Source organism: Actinomycetota bacterium, from assembly GCA_030019255.1.
GTDB lineage: Bacteria > Actinomycetota > Geothermincolia > Geothermincolales > RBG-13-55-18 > Solincola_A.
In genome coordinates, this window is sequence record JASEFK010000008.1 from 1 (window position 1) to 17,482 (window position 17,482).

General features: G+C 61.1%; 11 protein-coding genes and 2 pseudogenes. 3 read left to right on the forward strand and 10 right to left on the reverse strand.

Annotated features, from left to right (window positions below; all coding sequences use genetic code 11):
* Positions 1 to 50 precede the first annotated feature (50 nt).
* Positions 51 to 332: pseudogene (locus QME84_08320) on the forward strand (transposase).
* Between the two features lie 25 nt (positions 333 to 357).
* Positions 358 to 666, forward strand: a pseudogene (locus QME84_08325) (transposase).
* Positions 667 to 749: 83 nt separating this feature from the next.
* Here QME84_08325 and QME84_08330 read toward each other — a convergent pair.
* The 7 genes from QME84_08330 to QME84_08360 all read right to left on the reverse strand — a co-directional run bounded on the left by QME84_08330 (position 750) and on the right by QME84_08360 (position 9,910).
* Positions 750 to 2,717, reverse strand: coding sequence for a hypothetical protein (locus tag QME84_08330; protein MDI6874270.1), 1,968 nt, complete (start codon positions 2,715 to 2,717; stop codon positions 750 to 752).
* 109 nt (positions 2,718 to 2,826) lie between these two features.
* Positions 2,827 to 4,977 carry a hypothetical protein gene (locus QME84_08335; protein ID MDI6874271.1) on the reverse strand — a complete coding sequence of 717 codons (2,151 nt, stop codon included), beginning with the start codon at positions 4,975 to 4,977 and terminating at the stop codon, positions 2,827 to 2,829.
* 143 nt (positions 4,978 to 5,120) lie between these two features.
* Positions 5,121 to 6,041 (reverse strand): glycosyltransferase family 2 protein, encoded by a 921-nt coding sequence (locus QME84_08340; protein ID MDI6874272.1) that lies wholly within the window; start codon positions 6,039 to 6,041, stop codon positions 5,121 to 5,123.
* Positions 6,034 to 7,017: a glycosyltransferase gene (locus tag QME84_08345; GenBank protein MDI6874273.1), complete on the reverse strand. Its 984-nt coding sequence runs from the start codon at positions 7,015 to 7,017 to the stop codon at positions 6,034 to 6,036. The genes QME84_08340 and QME84_08345 overlap by 8 nt, the downstream gene beginning before the upstream one ends.
* A 121-nt stretch (positions 7,018 to 7,138) precedes the next feature.
* On the reverse strand, positions 7,139 to 8,302 hold the full coding sequence (locus QME84_08350; protein ID MDI6874274.1) for a glycosyltransferase family 1 protein: 1,164 nt from the start codon (positions 8,300 to 8,302) through the stop codon (positions 7,139 to 7,141).
* 28 nt (positions 8,303 to 8,330) lie between these two features.
* Positions 8,331 to 8,750 carry a hypothetical protein gene (locus QME84_08355; protein MDI6874275.1) on the reverse strand — a complete coding sequence of 140 codons (420 nt, stop codon included), beginning with the start codon at positions 8,748 to 8,750 and terminating at the stop codon, positions 8,331 to 8,333.
* 170 nt (positions 8,751 to 8,920) lie between these two features.
* Positions 8,921 to 9,910, reverse strand: coding sequence for a hypothetical protein (locus tag QME84_08360; GenBank protein MDI6874276.1), 990 nt, complete (start codon positions 9,908 to 9,910; stop codon positions 8,921 to 8,923).
* Between the two features lie 223 nt (positions 9,911 to 10,133).
* On the opposite strand from QME84_08360, the gene QME84_08365 reads away from it, so the two are divergent.
* The gene (locus QME84_08365; protein ID MDI6874277.1) at positions 10,134 to 11,417 is read left to right on the forward strand and encodes a UDP-glucose/GDP-mannose dehydrogenase family protein; all 1,284 of its coding nucleotides are present in this window, start codon (positions 10,134 to 10,136) and stop codon (positions 11,415 to 11,417) included.
* Positions 11,418 to 11,735: 318 nt separating this feature from the next.
* On the opposite strand, the gene QME84_08370 is transcribed toward QME84_08365, so the two are convergent.
* From QME84_08370 to QME84_08380, 3 genes are all read right to left on the reverse strand, one after another.
* Positions 11,736 to 12,851, reverse strand: coding sequence for a glycosyltransferase family 1 protein (locus QME84_08370; GenBank protein MDI6874278.1), 1,116 nt, complete (start codon positions 12,849 to 12,851; stop codon positions 11,736 to 11,738).
* Positions 12,852 to 13,051: 200 nt separating this feature from the next.
* Positions 13,052 to 15,268 carry a hypothetical protein gene (locus QME84_08375; protein MDI6874279.1) on the reverse strand — a complete coding sequence of 739 codons (2,217 nt, stop codon included), beginning with the start codon at positions 15,266 to 15,268 and terminating at the stop codon, positions 13,052 to 13,054.
* A gap of 398 nt (positions 15,269 to 15,666) precedes the next feature.
* Positions 15,667 to 17,400, reverse strand: a complete 1,734-nt coding sequence (locus QME84_08380; GenBank protein MDI6874280.1) for a glycosyltransferase — start codon at positions 17,398 to 17,400, stop codon at positions 15,667 to 15,669.
* Between the last annotated feature and the right edge of the window lie 82 nt (positions 17,401 to 17,482).

Below are 17,482 nucleotides of genomic sequence, written 5' to 3' on the forward strand. Positions count from 1 at the left end.
TGCCCAAAAATGCCCATCTACCTGGTATTTTGGAAATGCAACTGTAGAAGATGAGCTACAGGAAGGAGCCCGTCTACATAGCCCTGGGGATCGACCCCGATGGGGAAAGGGAAATATTGGGCTTCTGGGTGTTCGGAGGGGAAGGGGAATCCTCCTCCGCCTGGCGGGAGATCTTCGGAGAGCTTAAGGAAAGAGGGGTGGAGCGCATATAGATCGTGGTCACAGACGACCTCCCGGGGATAGAGGAGGCCATATCCTCCGTCTTTCCCGCGGCCGACCACCAGCTATGCATCGTGCACGCCATGAGAGGCTCCCAGAGGAAGGTGAGGAGAAGGGACTGGAGGAGAGGTATCCGCCAGGCTCAAGTCCATCTATGGGGCCTCCCGCTTCGAGGAAGACGAGGCTCGGCTCGAGGAATTTTCGGAGGCCTGGAAGAAGCGCTATCCCTCCCTGGTGCGCTACTGGCGGGAGAACTTTCACCATCTCACCGTTTTCTTGAAATACCCCGAGGCGGTGCGCCCCTACATCTACACTACCAACCAGCTGGAGAGGATCAACAAAGAGGTGAAGAGGAGATGCCGGGTCATCGAGGTCTTCTCCTCCGAGGCCAGCCTGAGGTCCATCCTCCACATCATCCTGAGATCCGAGAATGAGAAGCTTGCTTAGCGGATGCCTAGGGGGTTTCGGAATCTGGAATGGGAGGAAGGCTGATGTGCGGACACAGAAAACTTGACGCTGCCGCTTCTGTACTAGCGCTGAACTTGCTGCAGTATTGGATAATCCGGATTTGCGGCTTGCCTCTCCTTGTATTTTGCCCATGCCGGATGGGGGGTACCATCATACCTGAAAAGACCAAAATAGGTCTTATCCCATGACCTTCCCGGGGGTTCGTCCATGTCCTTGTAAACCCATATCTTTTTGCAGCCCGCCGCCCACAGGCCATCAAGCCCTTTGCTGCTCAGTGCTTCAGCCTGCCCGGTTTCGCTATAGGCTTGAGGAGCATTTTCCGCATAATGGGGCCAGCCTATCTCGGTCACTACCAATTCTTTCTTCAACCCCATTCCTTGTAAAAAAGCGTTCAATTTTCCATAAAATGCGCCCCACAGTTCCGGCAGGCCGTAAGGATGAACGGCGATCATGTCGCAATAGGTCGCCAAACCCAACCAGGTCTTTAAGTTAAAAGCCTTTTCGCATGACGGGGCCAGAAGTTCCGAGGCGTTCCTGAAGCAGATATCCTGCGCGAAAAAGTCCAGGTTCACCTGCGTCTGGACCTGACCCTCGTTTTTCAGGACAAGGTACTCTCGAACGGAATAATCCTCCGCCGAAACCGGTAATCTCCATTCCGTCGCCGGAAATTCCATGCCCTCAAACCTGGCTTGGCCATACCACCGGCCGGGAAAGGAAAAAACCAGATTCCTTTGAGCCAGGATGGGCATGTCCGCAATTGCTTCTATGGATAGTTCGCTCTCCGAAAGTGCGCTCTCATACAATCGACGGATGTCCCGCTCCAACGCCAATACATGATAGTTGAAGGCTTCCAACGAAAGCGTGGAAGTTACCTCTTCTTTTGTCTCGTTACGGTATCTTATCCTTACGTCGGCCGTTTCCCGGTTCGGGTTATACAGTAAAAGCTCTTCCCGTAGCTCATAGTCACTACCGCTTCCTTCCAGACTAATGACCTCTGCACTTTCATCATCCATCATTTCCGCATGACCCCTTGTGCCATCCTCAAGATATACATGCAGGCAGGCGGATACCGGGTTTTCACTGAAGACCTTAATGATTTCGCCGCAAGGTTCACCAATCTTTTCTCCGTCCCCATCAGGCAGGCAAACAGTGGACAGTGAAGCACGAGCCACGGGTAACTCCAAGAAAATCCCATTGTCCGAGCCCTCCCCCAGGCTCACGGATACCCATGTGTCTTCCTCGGATTGGTTCGTCAGGACAAGAAAGGTCTTTTTTCGGCTCGAAACGCCGGGCGCGAGGAAGTACCAACTGTCACTTCCTTCGTCCCCTTCGTGGGTGTCCTGATAACATGCTTGCCCGTAGGTGAACCCCACCACCCTTTCCGCCGTGATTGGGCTTTCGGATGAAAGCCGAACGCTCACGCCCCTGCCAGGCAATTCATAATCCCCGAAGAGATAGCCGTACAGCTCCCCCCCTTCGTCGGGGTTCTCGATGTAGCTGTTGATCAGGGCACCGCAGATGACCTTGGCCGTGGGATCCGCTTTCTTTATCGCTGCGTATGCAAGACGGATCAGCTGTAGGTAATCTTTCTCCACCTGGCCGCCAAAATGGAAAACGTTGAAGCGGCGGAACGCCTCGGAATCCCTATCCCAACCCGGTTCGTTCCATATCTCGTAGAAATCGACCACCTCGCCGTACCTCTCCGCCAAGCTCATGCAGAAATCGTACCAGTCCCGCAGATTTTTCGGAGGAGCTTTCCCGGCGAACTCGCCGTATTTCGGATCCCTGGCCCAGACCGGGACCGGTCCGCCAACCAGGAAGAGGATGCTCCGCGCCCCGTCGTTTAGAGCGGCGTTCACCTGCCGATCATAATACGACCAGTCGAATTTTCCCCGCGCCGGCTGTACCTTTTCCCAGCGCACCTCCATCTTGTAATGCCTTATCCAGCTCCTCTCCGACCGCGGAACCTTGCGGCACAACCCATTGGCGTAATTCGGCACATCCAGCCCCAGGATGATCCAATCGGACACATCCCTTTCCGCCGCAACCCTTCCGGTACAAAGGACTACCCACAAGATACAAATGAAGGAGGTGAAGACCATGAGAGTGGACCAAATGAATTTATGCGTCCTCATGATCCTATATCACCTCTGAGATCCTGTAGATCTCGAAAGCCTCCAAGTGATACACCCGTTTCCGGGGGCGGGAGACGAAACTCTGCTCCAACATCTCCTCCCGCCAGAAAAGCCTGCTCACCAAGTCATATCGAAGACCTTCTTGCACGGGGATGGAGATGATCTTGGTCTCCGGCCGCCATAATATATAGGCGGGCCTCCGAGGGAAGTCCAGGTCCCGGAGCAGGGAGACGAACTCCTCTTTGCCCAGGGTGAAGTTGTCCACCAGCCAGAGGTTCTCCACGTCGAAAAAGCACTTGAGGGGGACGCCGCATATGTCCCCGGCATGATGGTCCATGATGATCACGCCGCCTTCCGGAATGCTTTCCGCCATCTCCTTGAAGAGCTCGTACTGGTTGCCCCCCTCCTGCAGGCCGAAAGCGGGTTGGGAAACGGAGATGAAGAAGGTGGCCAGGTAGAGAACTGCCCCCGCCCCCGCGATCCTTCCCGCCCAGCGAAATAACTTGCTATACTTCAGCTGCACCAGGAATCCGGAAACTGTCTTTATCGCGTAAACGGTCATGATCAACCCCAGGGGTAGGACTACGGGTATCAGGCGTCTCATGGTGAGGATGTGCATGGGAGTGCAGCGTAAACTCAGAGAATAGACTATGGTAAAGGTCAACCCCACGACCGCGAACATGCGCGAAGAGAAGTCCTTGCGCAGACAGATAAAGAGGGCATAACCAAGAAAGACGGCCACAACCCCCACCCACGAGAAGTACCAGGCCCATCTGATCAGGGTTTCATTGTTGTAGGTAGGGCCTACGATGGCATTTATCTCCCCATAGCTCCCATAGGTCTGAGGTTCATTGGGGCGGATAAAATATAAATAAGCAAAATAGGCACCCAATCCCGCATAAAATAGTGATACCGAAATATGTCTCACACGCAGAAAAACCTTCGCCAGAGCGGGTTTCAGTTTAAGACCATACCTCCTTCCAAAAGCGAACAATATGAAATATATGGATACGAGGACAAAGCCTGGGAAATCGAACAACATGCGAACCGGTTTATCGTAAGACTGGAAGAGGCGCATGAAATAAGGTTTGGATATGAGGTAATCAATCAAAGCGCATGATATACCTCCTCCGAGGAATACGAGAAAAAATATAAGATCCGCCGTATCGAATTTTGAAAAAATCCTTTTATAAAGATAAAAAGCTAGAATAGGAGGAACTATCATGAAAAAATCAATGCGGCAGAGAAAACCAGCGCATAAAAGCGCAGCCGAAGCCGTTGCCAATCCCAGGGCTTCCTTCTTCCGGCCGGACCGCTGTGCTTCCAGGTATGCCACATGACAAAGAACCGCGGAAATCAGGAGCGCCGCATTCATCATCTCGCTGCTGGTATATCTGGAGAAGTAAAGAAAAAGGGGCGATATTAATGCGAGAAAGACCGTGATACATGCCCAGCCCTTTCCCAGCCAGCGATGCCCCACCAGGTATAAGCCCCCCAGGGTCAGCAGGCTCACCCAGGTTATAGCCCAAAACATATTCTCCAAGCCAAGAAAAAGCGCGAAGACGGCCATGAGGGAGGGCCAAAGATAGAGGAACTGAGGCTTTATTTCCCCCTTCTCGAAATCTGTTATAAACAAAGCCTTATTTTGGTAAGCCTCGATAGGTACTTCGGGGTTTTCGTTAGGTCGGAAGACCAATTCCCTACTCTCAGGAGACACCTGCATAACCAGGGAGTCCTTTATGGATATGCTCCCTTTTCTGGCCATATAGGCAGCTATGTTTGGGTAAATACCCACATCTGACCATCCATATATTATCCTGGACGGAGGAGAGATAACCACAATGATGAAAGCTACGACCAATAAGACCATGAGAGCATGAATCAAATTCGGCTTCAATCTACCATTTCTGTTCCTCCCGGTGATAAAACTCAATCCAAGGGCCGGTAAAAGCACGAGGAACAAAAGGTTTAAGAGCTTTAGGGAGCCAATGGAGGCAAGGAAGAGGGCTCCCAGCGAGCTAATCACAGTTCCTAACACGAAAATCAGGTAGATCCTTTCCCATTGGCGGAGAGAGTCACGGCCGAGGACTCTGGTGAATATCCAACCAGGAAAGACAATAAAACCACCCAGGGCGATGATCCTAAGTATCAGCATAACCCCTCTTGTCATCCCCGAACTTCATTCCCAATGTGCATCAGCTTCCCGGATGTGTTATCTTCTGCTGTTTCCACATCTTTTCGCCATCGAAGACCATCCTTGCACGAAAGATCGATGTCAGGCTCCCTGCAGAGATTGGATTATAGGCTGTTTTTACCACGGTTTATCTTTGAATGGGACCTGATCTTCCGTAGCAACCAGGTCAGGGCGAAACGGGCGCCCAGTCCGGCCAGGACCAGGGGGGCGAGAAGCGCGCCCCGCCACCCGGCGTAGCGACGGCGGAAGAACACGTACATGCTGCGGTGGTGCTCGTAAAGCATGCGCGTGGACTGTTGGGAGCTGGCTTTCCCTATGTGGTGGACCAGGGAGAAACCCGGGTGGTACACCACCCCGTACCCGGCGGCGCGCAGGCGCCAGCAAAGGTCCACGTCCTCCACGTACATGAAGTAGGCCTCGTCGAACCCTCCCACCCGCTCCGCGGCCTCCCGGCGCAGGAGCATGGCCGCCCCGGAGACCCAGTCCACTTCCCGGGGCTCCCCACCCTCCAGGTCCTTCATCTGGTAGGACCTGGTAAGGGGGTTGTCCGGCCATATCTCCCCCAGGAAGCCGTGCACTACGTTCTCCAGCATGGAGGGGAAGCGGCGGCAGGACATCTGCCGCGTGCCGTCAGGGTTTAGGACCCGGGGCCCCAGGGCCCCCACGCGGGGATGCTCGTCCAGGTAGTCCAGGAGGACCTCCAGGCCCCCCTCCATGAACTCCACATCGCTGTTGAGGATGAGGACGTAGGGACGGTCCACGGCCCTGAGGCCCGCGTTGCAGGCCGAGGCGTAGCCCGGGTTGCCAGGGTTCTCCACCAGGCGCACCCAGGGGAACTCCTCCCGGACCATGCGCTGACTCCCGTCCGAGGACCCGTTGTCCACCACCACCGCGGGAAGCCTTCCCAGCCTCTCCTCCAGCGTGCGGAGGCACCGGCGCAGGTCCTCCCGCGTGTTGTAATTGATGATCACCGGGGCCACCTTGCTCCCCGGGTCTGGCCCCGGCGCTCCCTTCTCCTCAGCCACCAGCTTCCCCCTTCTGTCGCATCCACCTTCTCCACCGGCCGTTCAGGTACCCGGCCATCTTGGCCACGTCCACCCCCGCCAGGAGGAAGGGAACCGCCGCCGCGGCCGCGGCCTTCTCCGTGAGGGTCCTCCCCCAGAGGAAGACGGGGATGCGCCTCCACCGCCGGCCCGCGTAGAGGCACGCCGGGAGAGCGGCCAGGGGGAGGAGACGCCTCGTGCGCCGCACGCAGGCCGCTCCGAGTAACGCCCCGTAAACGGCGAAGCGGATAAGGTGCCGGTGGGGATACATCCCGGATTCCCCGTCTCCCCGGGCATAGAGAAAGTACTGACGCAGGAGGGAGGGGAGGTCGGGACGCATGCGCCAGTAGACCACCGCCTCCGGCCGGAAGACGTGCCTTATCCCCAGTTCCCTCCAGCGGTGGTTGAAGTACATGTCCTCCCCGATGTCCAGCCATTCCGGGTAGCCCCCCGCCCTCTCCCAGACCTCCCGGCGGAAGGCCAGGGAGCGCGAGGAGGGCATGAAGCGCTCCCCTCTCACCTGGTGGGGGAGTGGAAGGGTCACGCAGGCCGAGAGGGCTTGGAACCAGCTCCCCTCAAGGGGCTGGTAGAAGCCCGCAACCAGCTCCACATCGGGGTCCTCCCGGAAGGGGGCCACCAGATTCTCCAGCCAGGCCGGGTCCAGCACGCAGCCCGCGTCGGTCACGGCGACGATATCGTGCCTCGCCAGGGAGACGGCCAGGTTCCTCCCCCGGGCTATGTTGCTCCCCGGAAGGACCTCCACCCGCGTCGGAAAGGGGGCCTCCCCGGCCAGGCGGCGCAGGGCCTCCGCGGTCCCGTCCCGGGAACCTCCATCCACCACCACCACCTCGTCGGGAGGTTGGGTCTGGGAGAGGATGCTCCTCCACCACTGCGACAGGGTGTCCGCCTCGTCGAGGACTGTGGCCACCAGGGAAACCGGCGGTCCCGCCTCCGGCATACCTTCTCCCCCGCCGGCATGGGAAGCGGTAGGGATATCACCCCCGATCCATTTCCGCCTCCCCGAAGGCCCCTCTCTCATCACGTCGAAGCTCCCAGTTCCCAAGCCCTCGTCTCCCTGCCTATCCATCATCGCCCAGGACCCGGTCGTATACCTCCCGGACCTGGCGGGCGGCGCGCTCCCAGGTGAACATCCTCGCCCGCTCCCGACCCTTTTTCACCAGCACATCCCGGAGGGCCGGGTCCCGGAGGAGGGTCTCCACCCGCTCGGCGATCTCCTCCGGGTCCAGGGGGTCCTCCACCAGCAGGGCGGCGTCGCCCACCACCTCCGGCAGGGAAGCGCGGTTGGAGGTGACCACTGGCACCCCGCAGGCCATGGCCTCCAGGGGCGGTAGGCCGAAACCCTCATATATGGAAGGAAATACCAGGGCATCCGCCTGCATCAGCAGGGATTTCAGGCGTTCGTCGGGCACGTACCCGGTGAAGACGATGTCCTCCTGCATCCCCAGGTCCGTCACCCGGCGCATGAGCTTCCGGTACTCGGTGTTGTTTAACCTCCCCAGCCCTCCGCCGCCGATCACCGCCAGCCGGTGCCAGAACCCCTTGCGGCGCAGGAGGACGAAGGCCTCCACCAGGGTGGCCAGGTTCTTTCGCGGGTGCAGGTTCCCTATGTAGGCCAGGTAGGGAGGCTCCAGGCAGTAGGCGCGCAGGGCCAGCTCCCTCTCCTCCGGGCCCGGTTCCCGGTAGAAGGCCGGGTTGAGCCCGGGGTAGACCACCACCAGTTTCTCCTCGGGCAGGCGGTAAACGTCCATGAGCTCCTCGGAGGTGAAACGGGAATCCGTAAGGATCATGCTCGATCTCTCCAGCAAACGGGGCAGGGACTGGATGAAACGCCGGATCCCCTTGCTCTGCATCTCGGGGAAACGGACGAAGTTGATGTCGTGCACCGTGGCCACCAGCTTCGCCCTCCGCAGGGCGGGAGCCTGGTAGTTGGTGGCGTGGAAGATGTCGAAATCCCCCACCAGCCTCTCGGCCGGAAGGACAACGGTCCGCTTCCAGAGATGGTAGTAGAGGAGGTTGGCCGGGAGGTTGAAGCCCCGTATCTCCACCCCCGGTAGCTCGGGAGCCAGTGCCCGCAGGCGGTGTCCGGCGCGCATTGACAAGGCCAGGAGCCCCGCCTTCAAGGCGGGGTCGACCTTTAGGAGGTGGGTGAGAAGGTTCTCGGTGTAATGCCCTATTCCCGTCTTCTCCAGAAGGAAGGGGGTCCCGTCGAAGATGACCCTCATCCGCCACCCGCCTTTCCCGGTATCCGCCTCAGGGGCTGGCCTTGCTCCACTGTCCCCAGTTGATGAGGATGATCCCCAACACGATGGCCGCCACCCCCAGCCAGTTGAGGCCGATTATCTCCCGGCCCTCAAAGAACTTGTCGTAGAACATGACCACGATGTAGGTGAGGCTCACGAAGGGATAGGCCACACCGAGAGGCACGTCGGTGAGCACGATCAACCAGAAGAGGGCCGAGGCCACGAAGAGGACCAGTCCCAGGATGACCATCCAGGTGGTGGCAATCTCCTTGATGAAGGTGGCCGGCTTGCGCAGGAGCTCCCCGGCGTTCATCCCCGTGCGATCCTTTACCTCGGTCATGCCCCGCCGCAGGCATATCTGGCCGCCGATGGCCAGGGCCACGCTGATCAGGATGACAAGGTAAGACATGGGTTTAACGGCCGCTTCCATCGTTCCTCCTCGTTCCATTGCGCCGGGAAATTCCCGGCGATGATACGCCGGAATCCTTTTTCTGGCGCGTCTTTCCCGTCCCAAGCGATGCCGAAGGTATTATAACAGCCGGGGGCGACGGCTATTCCGTGCCTCGTTGCACCGTCCGAGTCAGCCACTTCCCAGCGGGCTCACTTCGCCTCCACGCAGACCGCCGGCTTCTCGATGGGAAAGGGAGGCTGCTCCCCATAGCCCTGGAAGACCACCAATAAGGTGTAGGTCATCCCCATCCCCTGTTCGTTGTACTGCGTGCCCAGGCGCACCCGGACGGGAAGCAGGCTTTCCTCCCCGATCCACACCTCCACCCGCAGAATCTCATCCAGCCATTCCGGGCCCAGGTCCTGGTAACCCTCCAGGAGGGATGTATCCTCCTGCGAGCGTAACTCGAGAAGGTCCCGCCCACTGAGGTCGAAGGCCAGGTGGGCGCACCGCACGCCCTCCGCCTCCTCCAAACCCAGCCACTCCACCTCCCGGTCGGCGGTGGTCACGCGGTCCACCAGCTTCAGGTAGTCGAAGAAACGGTTCCGGTCCTCCGGGGGGGTATAGTGCACCCAGCCTTCCACTCCCAGCTGTTCCAAAAGCTTCTCCCCCTTGACGTAAGCGGTTTTTCCTCCATCCAGGGTGAGATAGGAGAAGGAGTTGGACCCGCCTTTCTCCTCCCCGATATCGCTTCGCACTTCTTCCCGGTACTCGTACCTCTCCCGGTCCGGAAGGATCATCTCCCCTTCCGCCCGCAAGGAACGGGTGAGAGTGCCCCGCTCGGTACGGAGCACGTTCTCCGCTTCCTGCCGGAAACGGAGGTAACCCCCGTTGAGGGTGTATTCATGCGCCGCGCGGTTGCATTCCCGGAGCCATTCCACGGGCGTCCTGCCTCCGCCGCATCCCGTAAGCCAGAGGGCCAGGGGAATGATCACCGCCGCCAGCACCGCTTGCAGCAAGCGGCCGTAGGGGCTGCCCCCCTTCCCGGCCGATGCGCCGCCCGCTGCCCCATGGTGGAGCCCGGATCCAGTCATTACCTCCATACTGTCTCCATACTCCGCCTCCCGATAACCCTCCTCCCGGTTCTGCCGGGAGGAGAGATAACGCTGCCGCATGTCCGCCTTGAGGATATTTTCTATCATTTCGGCGGCCCCGGAAAACCCAGACCTCCCTCTGCCTTCCGCCCTGAAGGAGAGCGGGGACCGGCAGCGGTCACAGGGTTGGGGGTTACGACTTCTTTTTTGTGACACGGGCACGACCCGCGTGTTAAAGTTTTCTCCATGTCGTAGAATATCTTACCAAAGCCCAACCTCGATGGACTGCGTACCCTGGAGGCCGCAGCCCACATCAGGAGGTCGAGAGGCCATGAAGATCGCGGTCATCGGCATGGGTTACGTGGGGCTGGTCACCAGCGCCTGCCTTGCGGACATGGGCCATACGGTGACCGGCGTGGAAAAGGATGCCGGGAAGGTGGAGCTCCTAAGCCGGGGGGAGCCCACCATCTACGAGGTGGGGCTTCCCGAGCTCTTGGAGCGCACTCTAGACCGTACCCTCTCCTTCACCACTGACCTCCCGGAGGCGGTCCGGGAGGCGGAGATCATCTTCATCACCGTGGGCACCCCCCAGAGCGAGGATGGGAGCGCAGACATGACCTACGTCACCCAGGCGGCCATGGAGATCGCTCCCGCGGTCACGGGGTACAAGGTCATCGTCAACAAGAGCACCATGCCCGTGGGCTCCACCCGCCTGGTGGAGAGGATCATCCGGGAGCGAGCGGGGGGCGAGGAGTTCGACGTTGTCTCCAACCCGGAATTCCTCCGCGAGGGAACCGCGGTGCGCGACTTCATGCATCCCGACCGCATCGTCATCGGCACCGACAGCCAGAGGGCGGCGGGGATCATGACCGAGCTCTACCGGCCCTTGAACGCCCCCCTCCTCATCACCGACCCGGCCAGCGCGGAGATGATCAAGTACGCCTCCAACGCCTTCCTGGCCACCAAGGTCTCCTTCATCAACGCCATCGCCAACATCTGCGAGGCGGTGAACGCCGACGTGAAGGAGGTCGCCCTGGGCATGGGTTACGACCGCCGCATAGGCTTCGAGTTCCTGCGTTCCGGGCCGGGATTCGGGGGTTCCTGCTTTCCCAAGGACTGTCGGGCCCTCATCCAGATCGCCAGGAACTCCGGTTACAACTTCTACCTCCTGGAAGGGGTCATGCAGGTCAACCGGGAGCAGATGGAACTCATGGTGCGCAAGGCGGAGCGCATGCTGGGCGGCCTGGAGGGCAAACACATTGCCGCCTGGGGGCTGGCCTTCAAGGCGGGGACCGACGACGTGCGGGAGTCCCCCGCCCTGGAGATCGTGCGCATGCTCATGGAGCGGGGCGCCCGGGTGGTGAGCTACGACCCCCAGGCCATGGACAATGCCCGGAAGTCCTTGCCCCAACTGGAACTGGCGCAAAGCCCCCTGGAGGCGGCGAGGGGCGCCGAGCTCCTGGTCATCCTCACCGACTGGGACGAGTTCAAGCTCATGGACTTCCAGGCCGTGGGAGAGGTCATGCGGGAGAGGAGGATCCTGGATACCAGGAACTGCCTGGAACCCATCTCCGTCCGCCGGCTGGGCTTCGTCTACGAGGGCGTGGGCCGCTGAGCCCGGCTCCCCGCCGTTCACGGAAAACGCTCCCGGGCTCCGGGTACCACCTTCGGAGATTCCTCGCCGGCAAGGTGCCTTACCGTCGCCTTCCTTCATCCTCCATGGGTATCGCCAGCCGGCTTTTCGGGTTCCAGAAAACCTCGGGGCAAGCCCCCCAGCCGGGGTGCCCAAAATTACGGGCAACTCGGGGGCAAGGGTTTCCCGGGTTGCCAGGCTCAATCTCCTCCGGGAGCGCGATCCTTCCCGTGCTCCAGTACCTGGCGGGAGGTTATCCAGGACACCGGAACCCTGCTCGAAGGGCGCGGAAACCCAGCCTCAGTCCTCCAGGACCTCCCGGTAGGCTTCCAGGGTGAGTCCCACCGTTCGATTCCAGGAATATTCCGAGGCGCGCCTCCTCCCCAGTTCAGCCAGCTGGTCGCGTAGTTCTCCATCTCCTATCAAACGGCGGAGGGCCTTGCGGATGTCCATGACGTCCTCCGGGTCCACCAGGAAGGCCGCTCCCTCCGCCACCTCCCGCAGGGAGGAGGTGCGGGAGGTGATCACCGGGACGCCGCGGGCCATGGCCTCCAGAACCGGGAGCCCGAAACCTTCATACAGGGAAGGGTAAACGAAGAGGAACGCGCCCCGGAAGACGGCCTCCAGTTCCTGGCGGGGGAGGAAGCCCAGCCAGCGCACACCGTCCTGGGAGAGCACGCGGGAGAGCTCCCACCTGCCCAGCCATCCCCGCGCCCCCACCAGGACCAGCCCCTCCGTCCGGTCACGGTAGGGGGGATCGAGAGAGGCATAAGCCTGCACCAAGCGGGACAGGTTCTTGCGTGGCTCGATGGTGCCCACGAAGAGCAGATACCCGGGCCGAAGCCCGTGTTTGGCCAGGACCTTTTCCACCTCCTCCCTGCCCGGGCGGGTCGGCTCCTCCACTCCCAGCGGAACCACCCTCACCCGGGGATCTCTCCTACCCGTCAGTGTGCGGAGGTCGTCCGCCGTGGCCTTCGAATCCACCAGGAGGGAGCGGGCCCTGCCCAGGATGAGATCCAGTCCCCGGCGGTGGAAGAGGCGCCACTGGGCGGGGAAGGCACCGGGGAAACGCACCACGCACAGGTCGTGGACGGTGGCCACCAGGGGAGCCCGGGAGGGTGGGTAAACCAGGGAGGGCGTGTGCACCAGGTCCAGGTGGCCTAGATACCTCTCCAGGAAGGGCCTACCCACGGTATGCCAGAGGATCCCGGTCGCGTCCCTCCGTCCCGGCAGGCGCCTCATGACCACTCCCTCAACGCTCGGAAAGGGGTCGGCATCCGGCGGCCCATGGTAGGGGAGGAGCAGCTCGACCCCGGACAGGCCTTTCGCCAGGCCGGGCACCAGGTTACGGATATAGGTCCCGATCCCACCCGGCTGGCGGTAAAAGAGCTGATCGGCGAAGAGGGCTACTCTCACGGTTTCACCTCGTGATCCGCGCCAGCACGTCATCATCCCCAAGACGGCTTCCTTCCTTATCCGCCGTTATCCGACCAGCGCCACCACGTACATCCTGCAACCCGTCAATCCGAAGTGATGTTCACCCGGGCAGCGGCGGTTCTGCCGCGCCGTCTCTCCGTTCCACTAATTTCCCAGTGCGGAACTACGGTTCCCCCGCATCAGGGGAGGGAAGCGGGCAGGTTGGGATAGTCGGGGAAATAGGTCTGCTGCCATTGCTTGTACATATTCCACGCCAGGCAGGGAGTGCCGTCGTACCTGAAGAGCCCGCAGTAAATGTGGTCCCAGGAGGTACCGGGGTCCTCATCCATCATCTGGTATATCCATATCTTGCGGCATCCGTTCTGGAGGAGAGAGTTGACGCCCACCGGCCCGACGGCCTCCGCCTGCTGCTGCTCATTGAAGGAGCCGGGCTCGGTATCGCTGTAATGCGGCCATCCGGCCTCGCTGACCACCACCTCCTTGGTGACCCCCCTTGAGCGCAATGCATTAACTACGTTGGCGTAATACCTCCCCCAGTCGGGAGGGAGCTTGTAGGGGTGGGCGGTGACCATGTCGCAGCTCCCCCGGAATCCGATGACATGGTTCAGGTACAAGGTGGCCCTCGAGTGGGGGGACAGGGTAAGGGTGCGCTTCAACGTCTCCCCCTTGCTCATCATGAAGTTTACGGTCACCTGTACTGCATCTCCCTGGGGATTCTGGAGGCACAGGTATTCTTCTATGGAAAATCCCGTGCACCCTTCCGCGAAATACCATTGGGGCTGAGGGGAAAGAGTGCCCATGGTAACGTGACCTCCCCTTCTGCTCCCCGCGTAGTTGAAGTACATGGGGCGCTCGGCCACGATGGGCACCTCGGAGTGGACCTTGATGGACACGTCGCCGTGGGGGTTGTTGTGGACCCCGATGCCCTCGGCGTCCCCGTGCACGGCCACCGTCCGGCGGGAACGCGGACCTACCTCCACGGTCTTCTGCACCGTCTGGCCGTCGCCGCAGTAGTATTCGATGATCACCTGGGCTTTCCGGGTGGGGTCCGGGTTCTGGAGGCAGAGGTAGGTGTTGAACCCGGGACGGGTGCAGCCCTCCGCGAAGTACCAGACGCTGGCGGGGGCGGTGGCGCCCAGGGAGTCGTGGCCTCCCGCCCACATCCCCGCGTAGTTGAAGTACATGGGGCGCTCGGCCACGATGGGCACCTCGGAGTGGACCTTGATGGACACGTCGCCGTGGGGGTTGTTGTGGACCCCGATGCCCTCGGCGTCCCCGTGCACGGCCACCGTCCGGCGGGAACGCGGACCTACCTCCACGGTCTTCTGCACCGTCTGGCCGTCGCCGCAGTAGTATTCGATGATCACCTGGGCTTTCCGGGTGGGGTCCGGGTTCTGGAGGCAGAGGTAGGTGTTGAACCCGGGACGGGTGCAGCCCTCCGCGAAGTACCAGACGCTGGCGGGGGCGGTGGCGCCCAGGGAGTCGTGGCCGTCATCCCAGGAGTAGTTGTAATTGAAGTACATGGGGCGCTCGGCCACGATGGGCTGCTCTGCATCCACCACCACCGAGACATCCTGTCCGGGACGGTTGACGTCGTCGAAGAGAAGGGCGTAGAGGTCGGTCCCCTTGTTCGGATCGGGATCGTTGACGCACTGCAGGTCCCCGCAGACCACGATGCCCGAAGGATCCTTTTCCTTTATGGCCTGGTAACCCAGCTGGAGGAGGGGCAGGTAGTCGGTCTCCACCTGGCCCCCGAAATGATAGACGCCATAGTTTCGCCAGGCGCTGGAATCCCTGTCCCACCCGGGCTCGTTCCATATCTCGTAGAAATCCACCACCGAGCCGTAACGCTCGGCCACCCGGGAGCAGAAATCGTACCAGTCGCGGAGGTCGCGGGGCGGGGCCTTGTCCGCGAAGCTCCCATAGGATGGATCCCGCGCCCATTCCGGCGTGGCGGCGGTGAGCAGGAGCATGAGGGAGTCCGTGCCGTCAGCCAGGCGGGCATTTATTTCCTGGTCGAAGTAGGCCCAGTTGAACTCGTCCTGCCTGGGCTCCGCCTTGGCCCAGGTCATGAGCACCTTGTGGTGGCGCACCCATTGCCTCTCGGAATGGGGGATGCGGGGGCTGATGCGGCCCACGTAATCCCTGGCGTCCAGGCCCAGGATGACCCAGTCGGCCACGTTGCGCTCGCTGGCGGCCACCGCCGCGCCGCCGTCGCTTATGGTTACCAGAAGGAGATTGGACGCGGACGCCAACAGGAAAACGGTGCACAGAACAATGGATGCCAGGAGGGCGGAAGACCTGTTTCCCATCCCCCTTATCATCCTCACGCTCTTTTTTCTTGTTCCCGTTTCCGGGGACATTTTCCGATTCTCCCTTCCCTTCACCTCGAGCATCACCCATTCTCCGGTTTCACTTCCCGCCACCACCACGGGAGGGGGGTCCCTGGATCACTTCCCGCCCTGCTTGTCTCCTCCCTTTAACAATCTATCCTCCGACCCGACATCCATCCCCTTCCACGCCTTCTCTCGACCATTAGTTCCTCCGGCGCGGCACCCCGACCCGCGCGCCGGGACCTCGATACTGCGATCTATTATAAACCCATGACAGGACATTACAGGGCAATCCTTGTTAAGTTAGACGCACGAAGCCCATTCTTGGAATCGTGATTCCAGGCAAAAGCCTCGGATTGGAAGAAGAACTCATGAAAAATCCGACTAACGAAACTCTTTCTCCGGGCCAGGAGCAGGTCATCCCGCGAGGGGAGGCGGCAGCTCGGGAGTCTCAACGGGACTCAGCCGTTTCTGGCCCGGGAATCCCCTCCGGCGTAGGATTCCAGGAGGCGTTCGTAGGTTTCCACCAGGGTATTCCAGTTTCTCTCGCGGCGCACCTTCTCCCGCCCTCTCTCCCCCATTTCGGAGGCTTTCACCCCGTTGTTGAGCAGCTCCCAGGCATAGCGCACATAATCCTCGGCATCGGCACAGAGGTAACCGTCGACCCCATGTTCTATCTGTCCCCGCGCCGCGGCGCAATAGACGTTGCCCAGCACGGGCTTGCCCAGCAGCCGGGCCTCGTTGAGCACCAAGCAGTAACTCTCGTTCAGGGAGGGAAAGATGAAAAGGTCGCAGGCAGCGTAGGCGTCGAGCAGTTTCTCCCGGGGGAGGGGTCCCGTGTAGACCACCCCCTCGGATGGCAGCGGCTCCCCGTCATCGTCCGGTCCCACCATCAGGAGAAGAGCATCCAGACCCCTTTCCCTGAGGCGATGAACGGCGGCGACGGCAGTGGGGTAACCCTTGGAGGCGTTCTTTCTTCCCACCCAGAGGAGCACCTTCCTCCCTTCCAGCCCGTACTCCAGGCGGAAATGGTTCCCGTCGACTTGCTTTGAGGAATATTCTTCCAGGTCAAACCCAGGTCCCACGCAAAAGGCCGGAAAGCCCCAATCTTCCATTATCTCCTGGATGACGGGGGAGTTGGCCTCCACCCCCGTCGCCTCCCGCATGGCCCGGTAAAAGTCCGCCCAGTAGTGGTTGTAGTCGCGGGGATGGAAGAGGGGAACGGCCACGAAGGGCTTTCCCGCCTTGCGGGCGGCCTTCCATGCCATTACCATGGTGGTGACGGGCACCATGGCCCCCATCACCAGGTCGCAACGGCGTGCGGCGCGACGTGCTTCCCTTTCCAAGCGCGGTGAGCGGGGCCCGATGAGGTAGTCACGCCACTTCGCCAGGCGCCGCGGCCGGTTTTCCACCACCGCCCAGAGAAGCCTCCCCAGGAGTTCCTCGGGAGCGGTGCGCATGAAATCCTCCCAATCCCTGCCCAGCGCCAGCTCCCTCCGCCTGCCGCCATCCAGGAGGTAGATGCGGCGCAGGGCCACCCCCAGCTCCCTGCCATCCCCCGGAGGTTGAATAGTCCTCTCGCACTCCAGCATCACCTCCAGGAGGTTCCGGCGGGAAAAGCTCAGCCGGAACTCCTCACGCCTTCCCGGCGCCAGGGTGAACTGCCTGCGTTCCCCCTTATCCAGGACGATTCCGAGTTTTCCACCCCAGGGGGAATGGAGCTCCACGCCAAATCCTTCCATCCCCTTTCCTCCGGCGATGAGCTTGGCCCTTTTCCGCGTCCAGCGCGCCGGACCGTCCTCCCATTCCTCCAGCCGGTGCCACCCGGAAAGGAAACAATGTTCCTCCGTCCCGGCCAGGTTCTCGCCCAGGAGGTGGACAAAGCGTTCTTCTTGCCTTTCCTTCTCCAGGTACTCGAGCAGTCGGGCGGACCTGCGCGCCCCGCGTCCGGGCCGGGGGTTTTTCACCGGGAAGCGACGCACCTCCACGCCCCGGTCCCGTTCCGGCCCCGGGGGAAGCAGGTTGTCCCACAAGAAGTAACCCAGGGGAGAGGAGATCATGCACAGGGAACGGGTGGTAAGCACCACCACCTCGTGACCCCTGGACGCCAGGCGGGTCACGAGCTCCCGCAGGAACCTCTCGCCACCCCCGTGGACTCCCTCGCCGTACCGATGGGTCACCAGGAGAATGCGCATGGCCTCACCTTCCTTGCCGGGAGGCGGGAAATGGGCCCCGCCGACCACAATCCCCCCGGGGATCGGATATCCGCCTCCAACA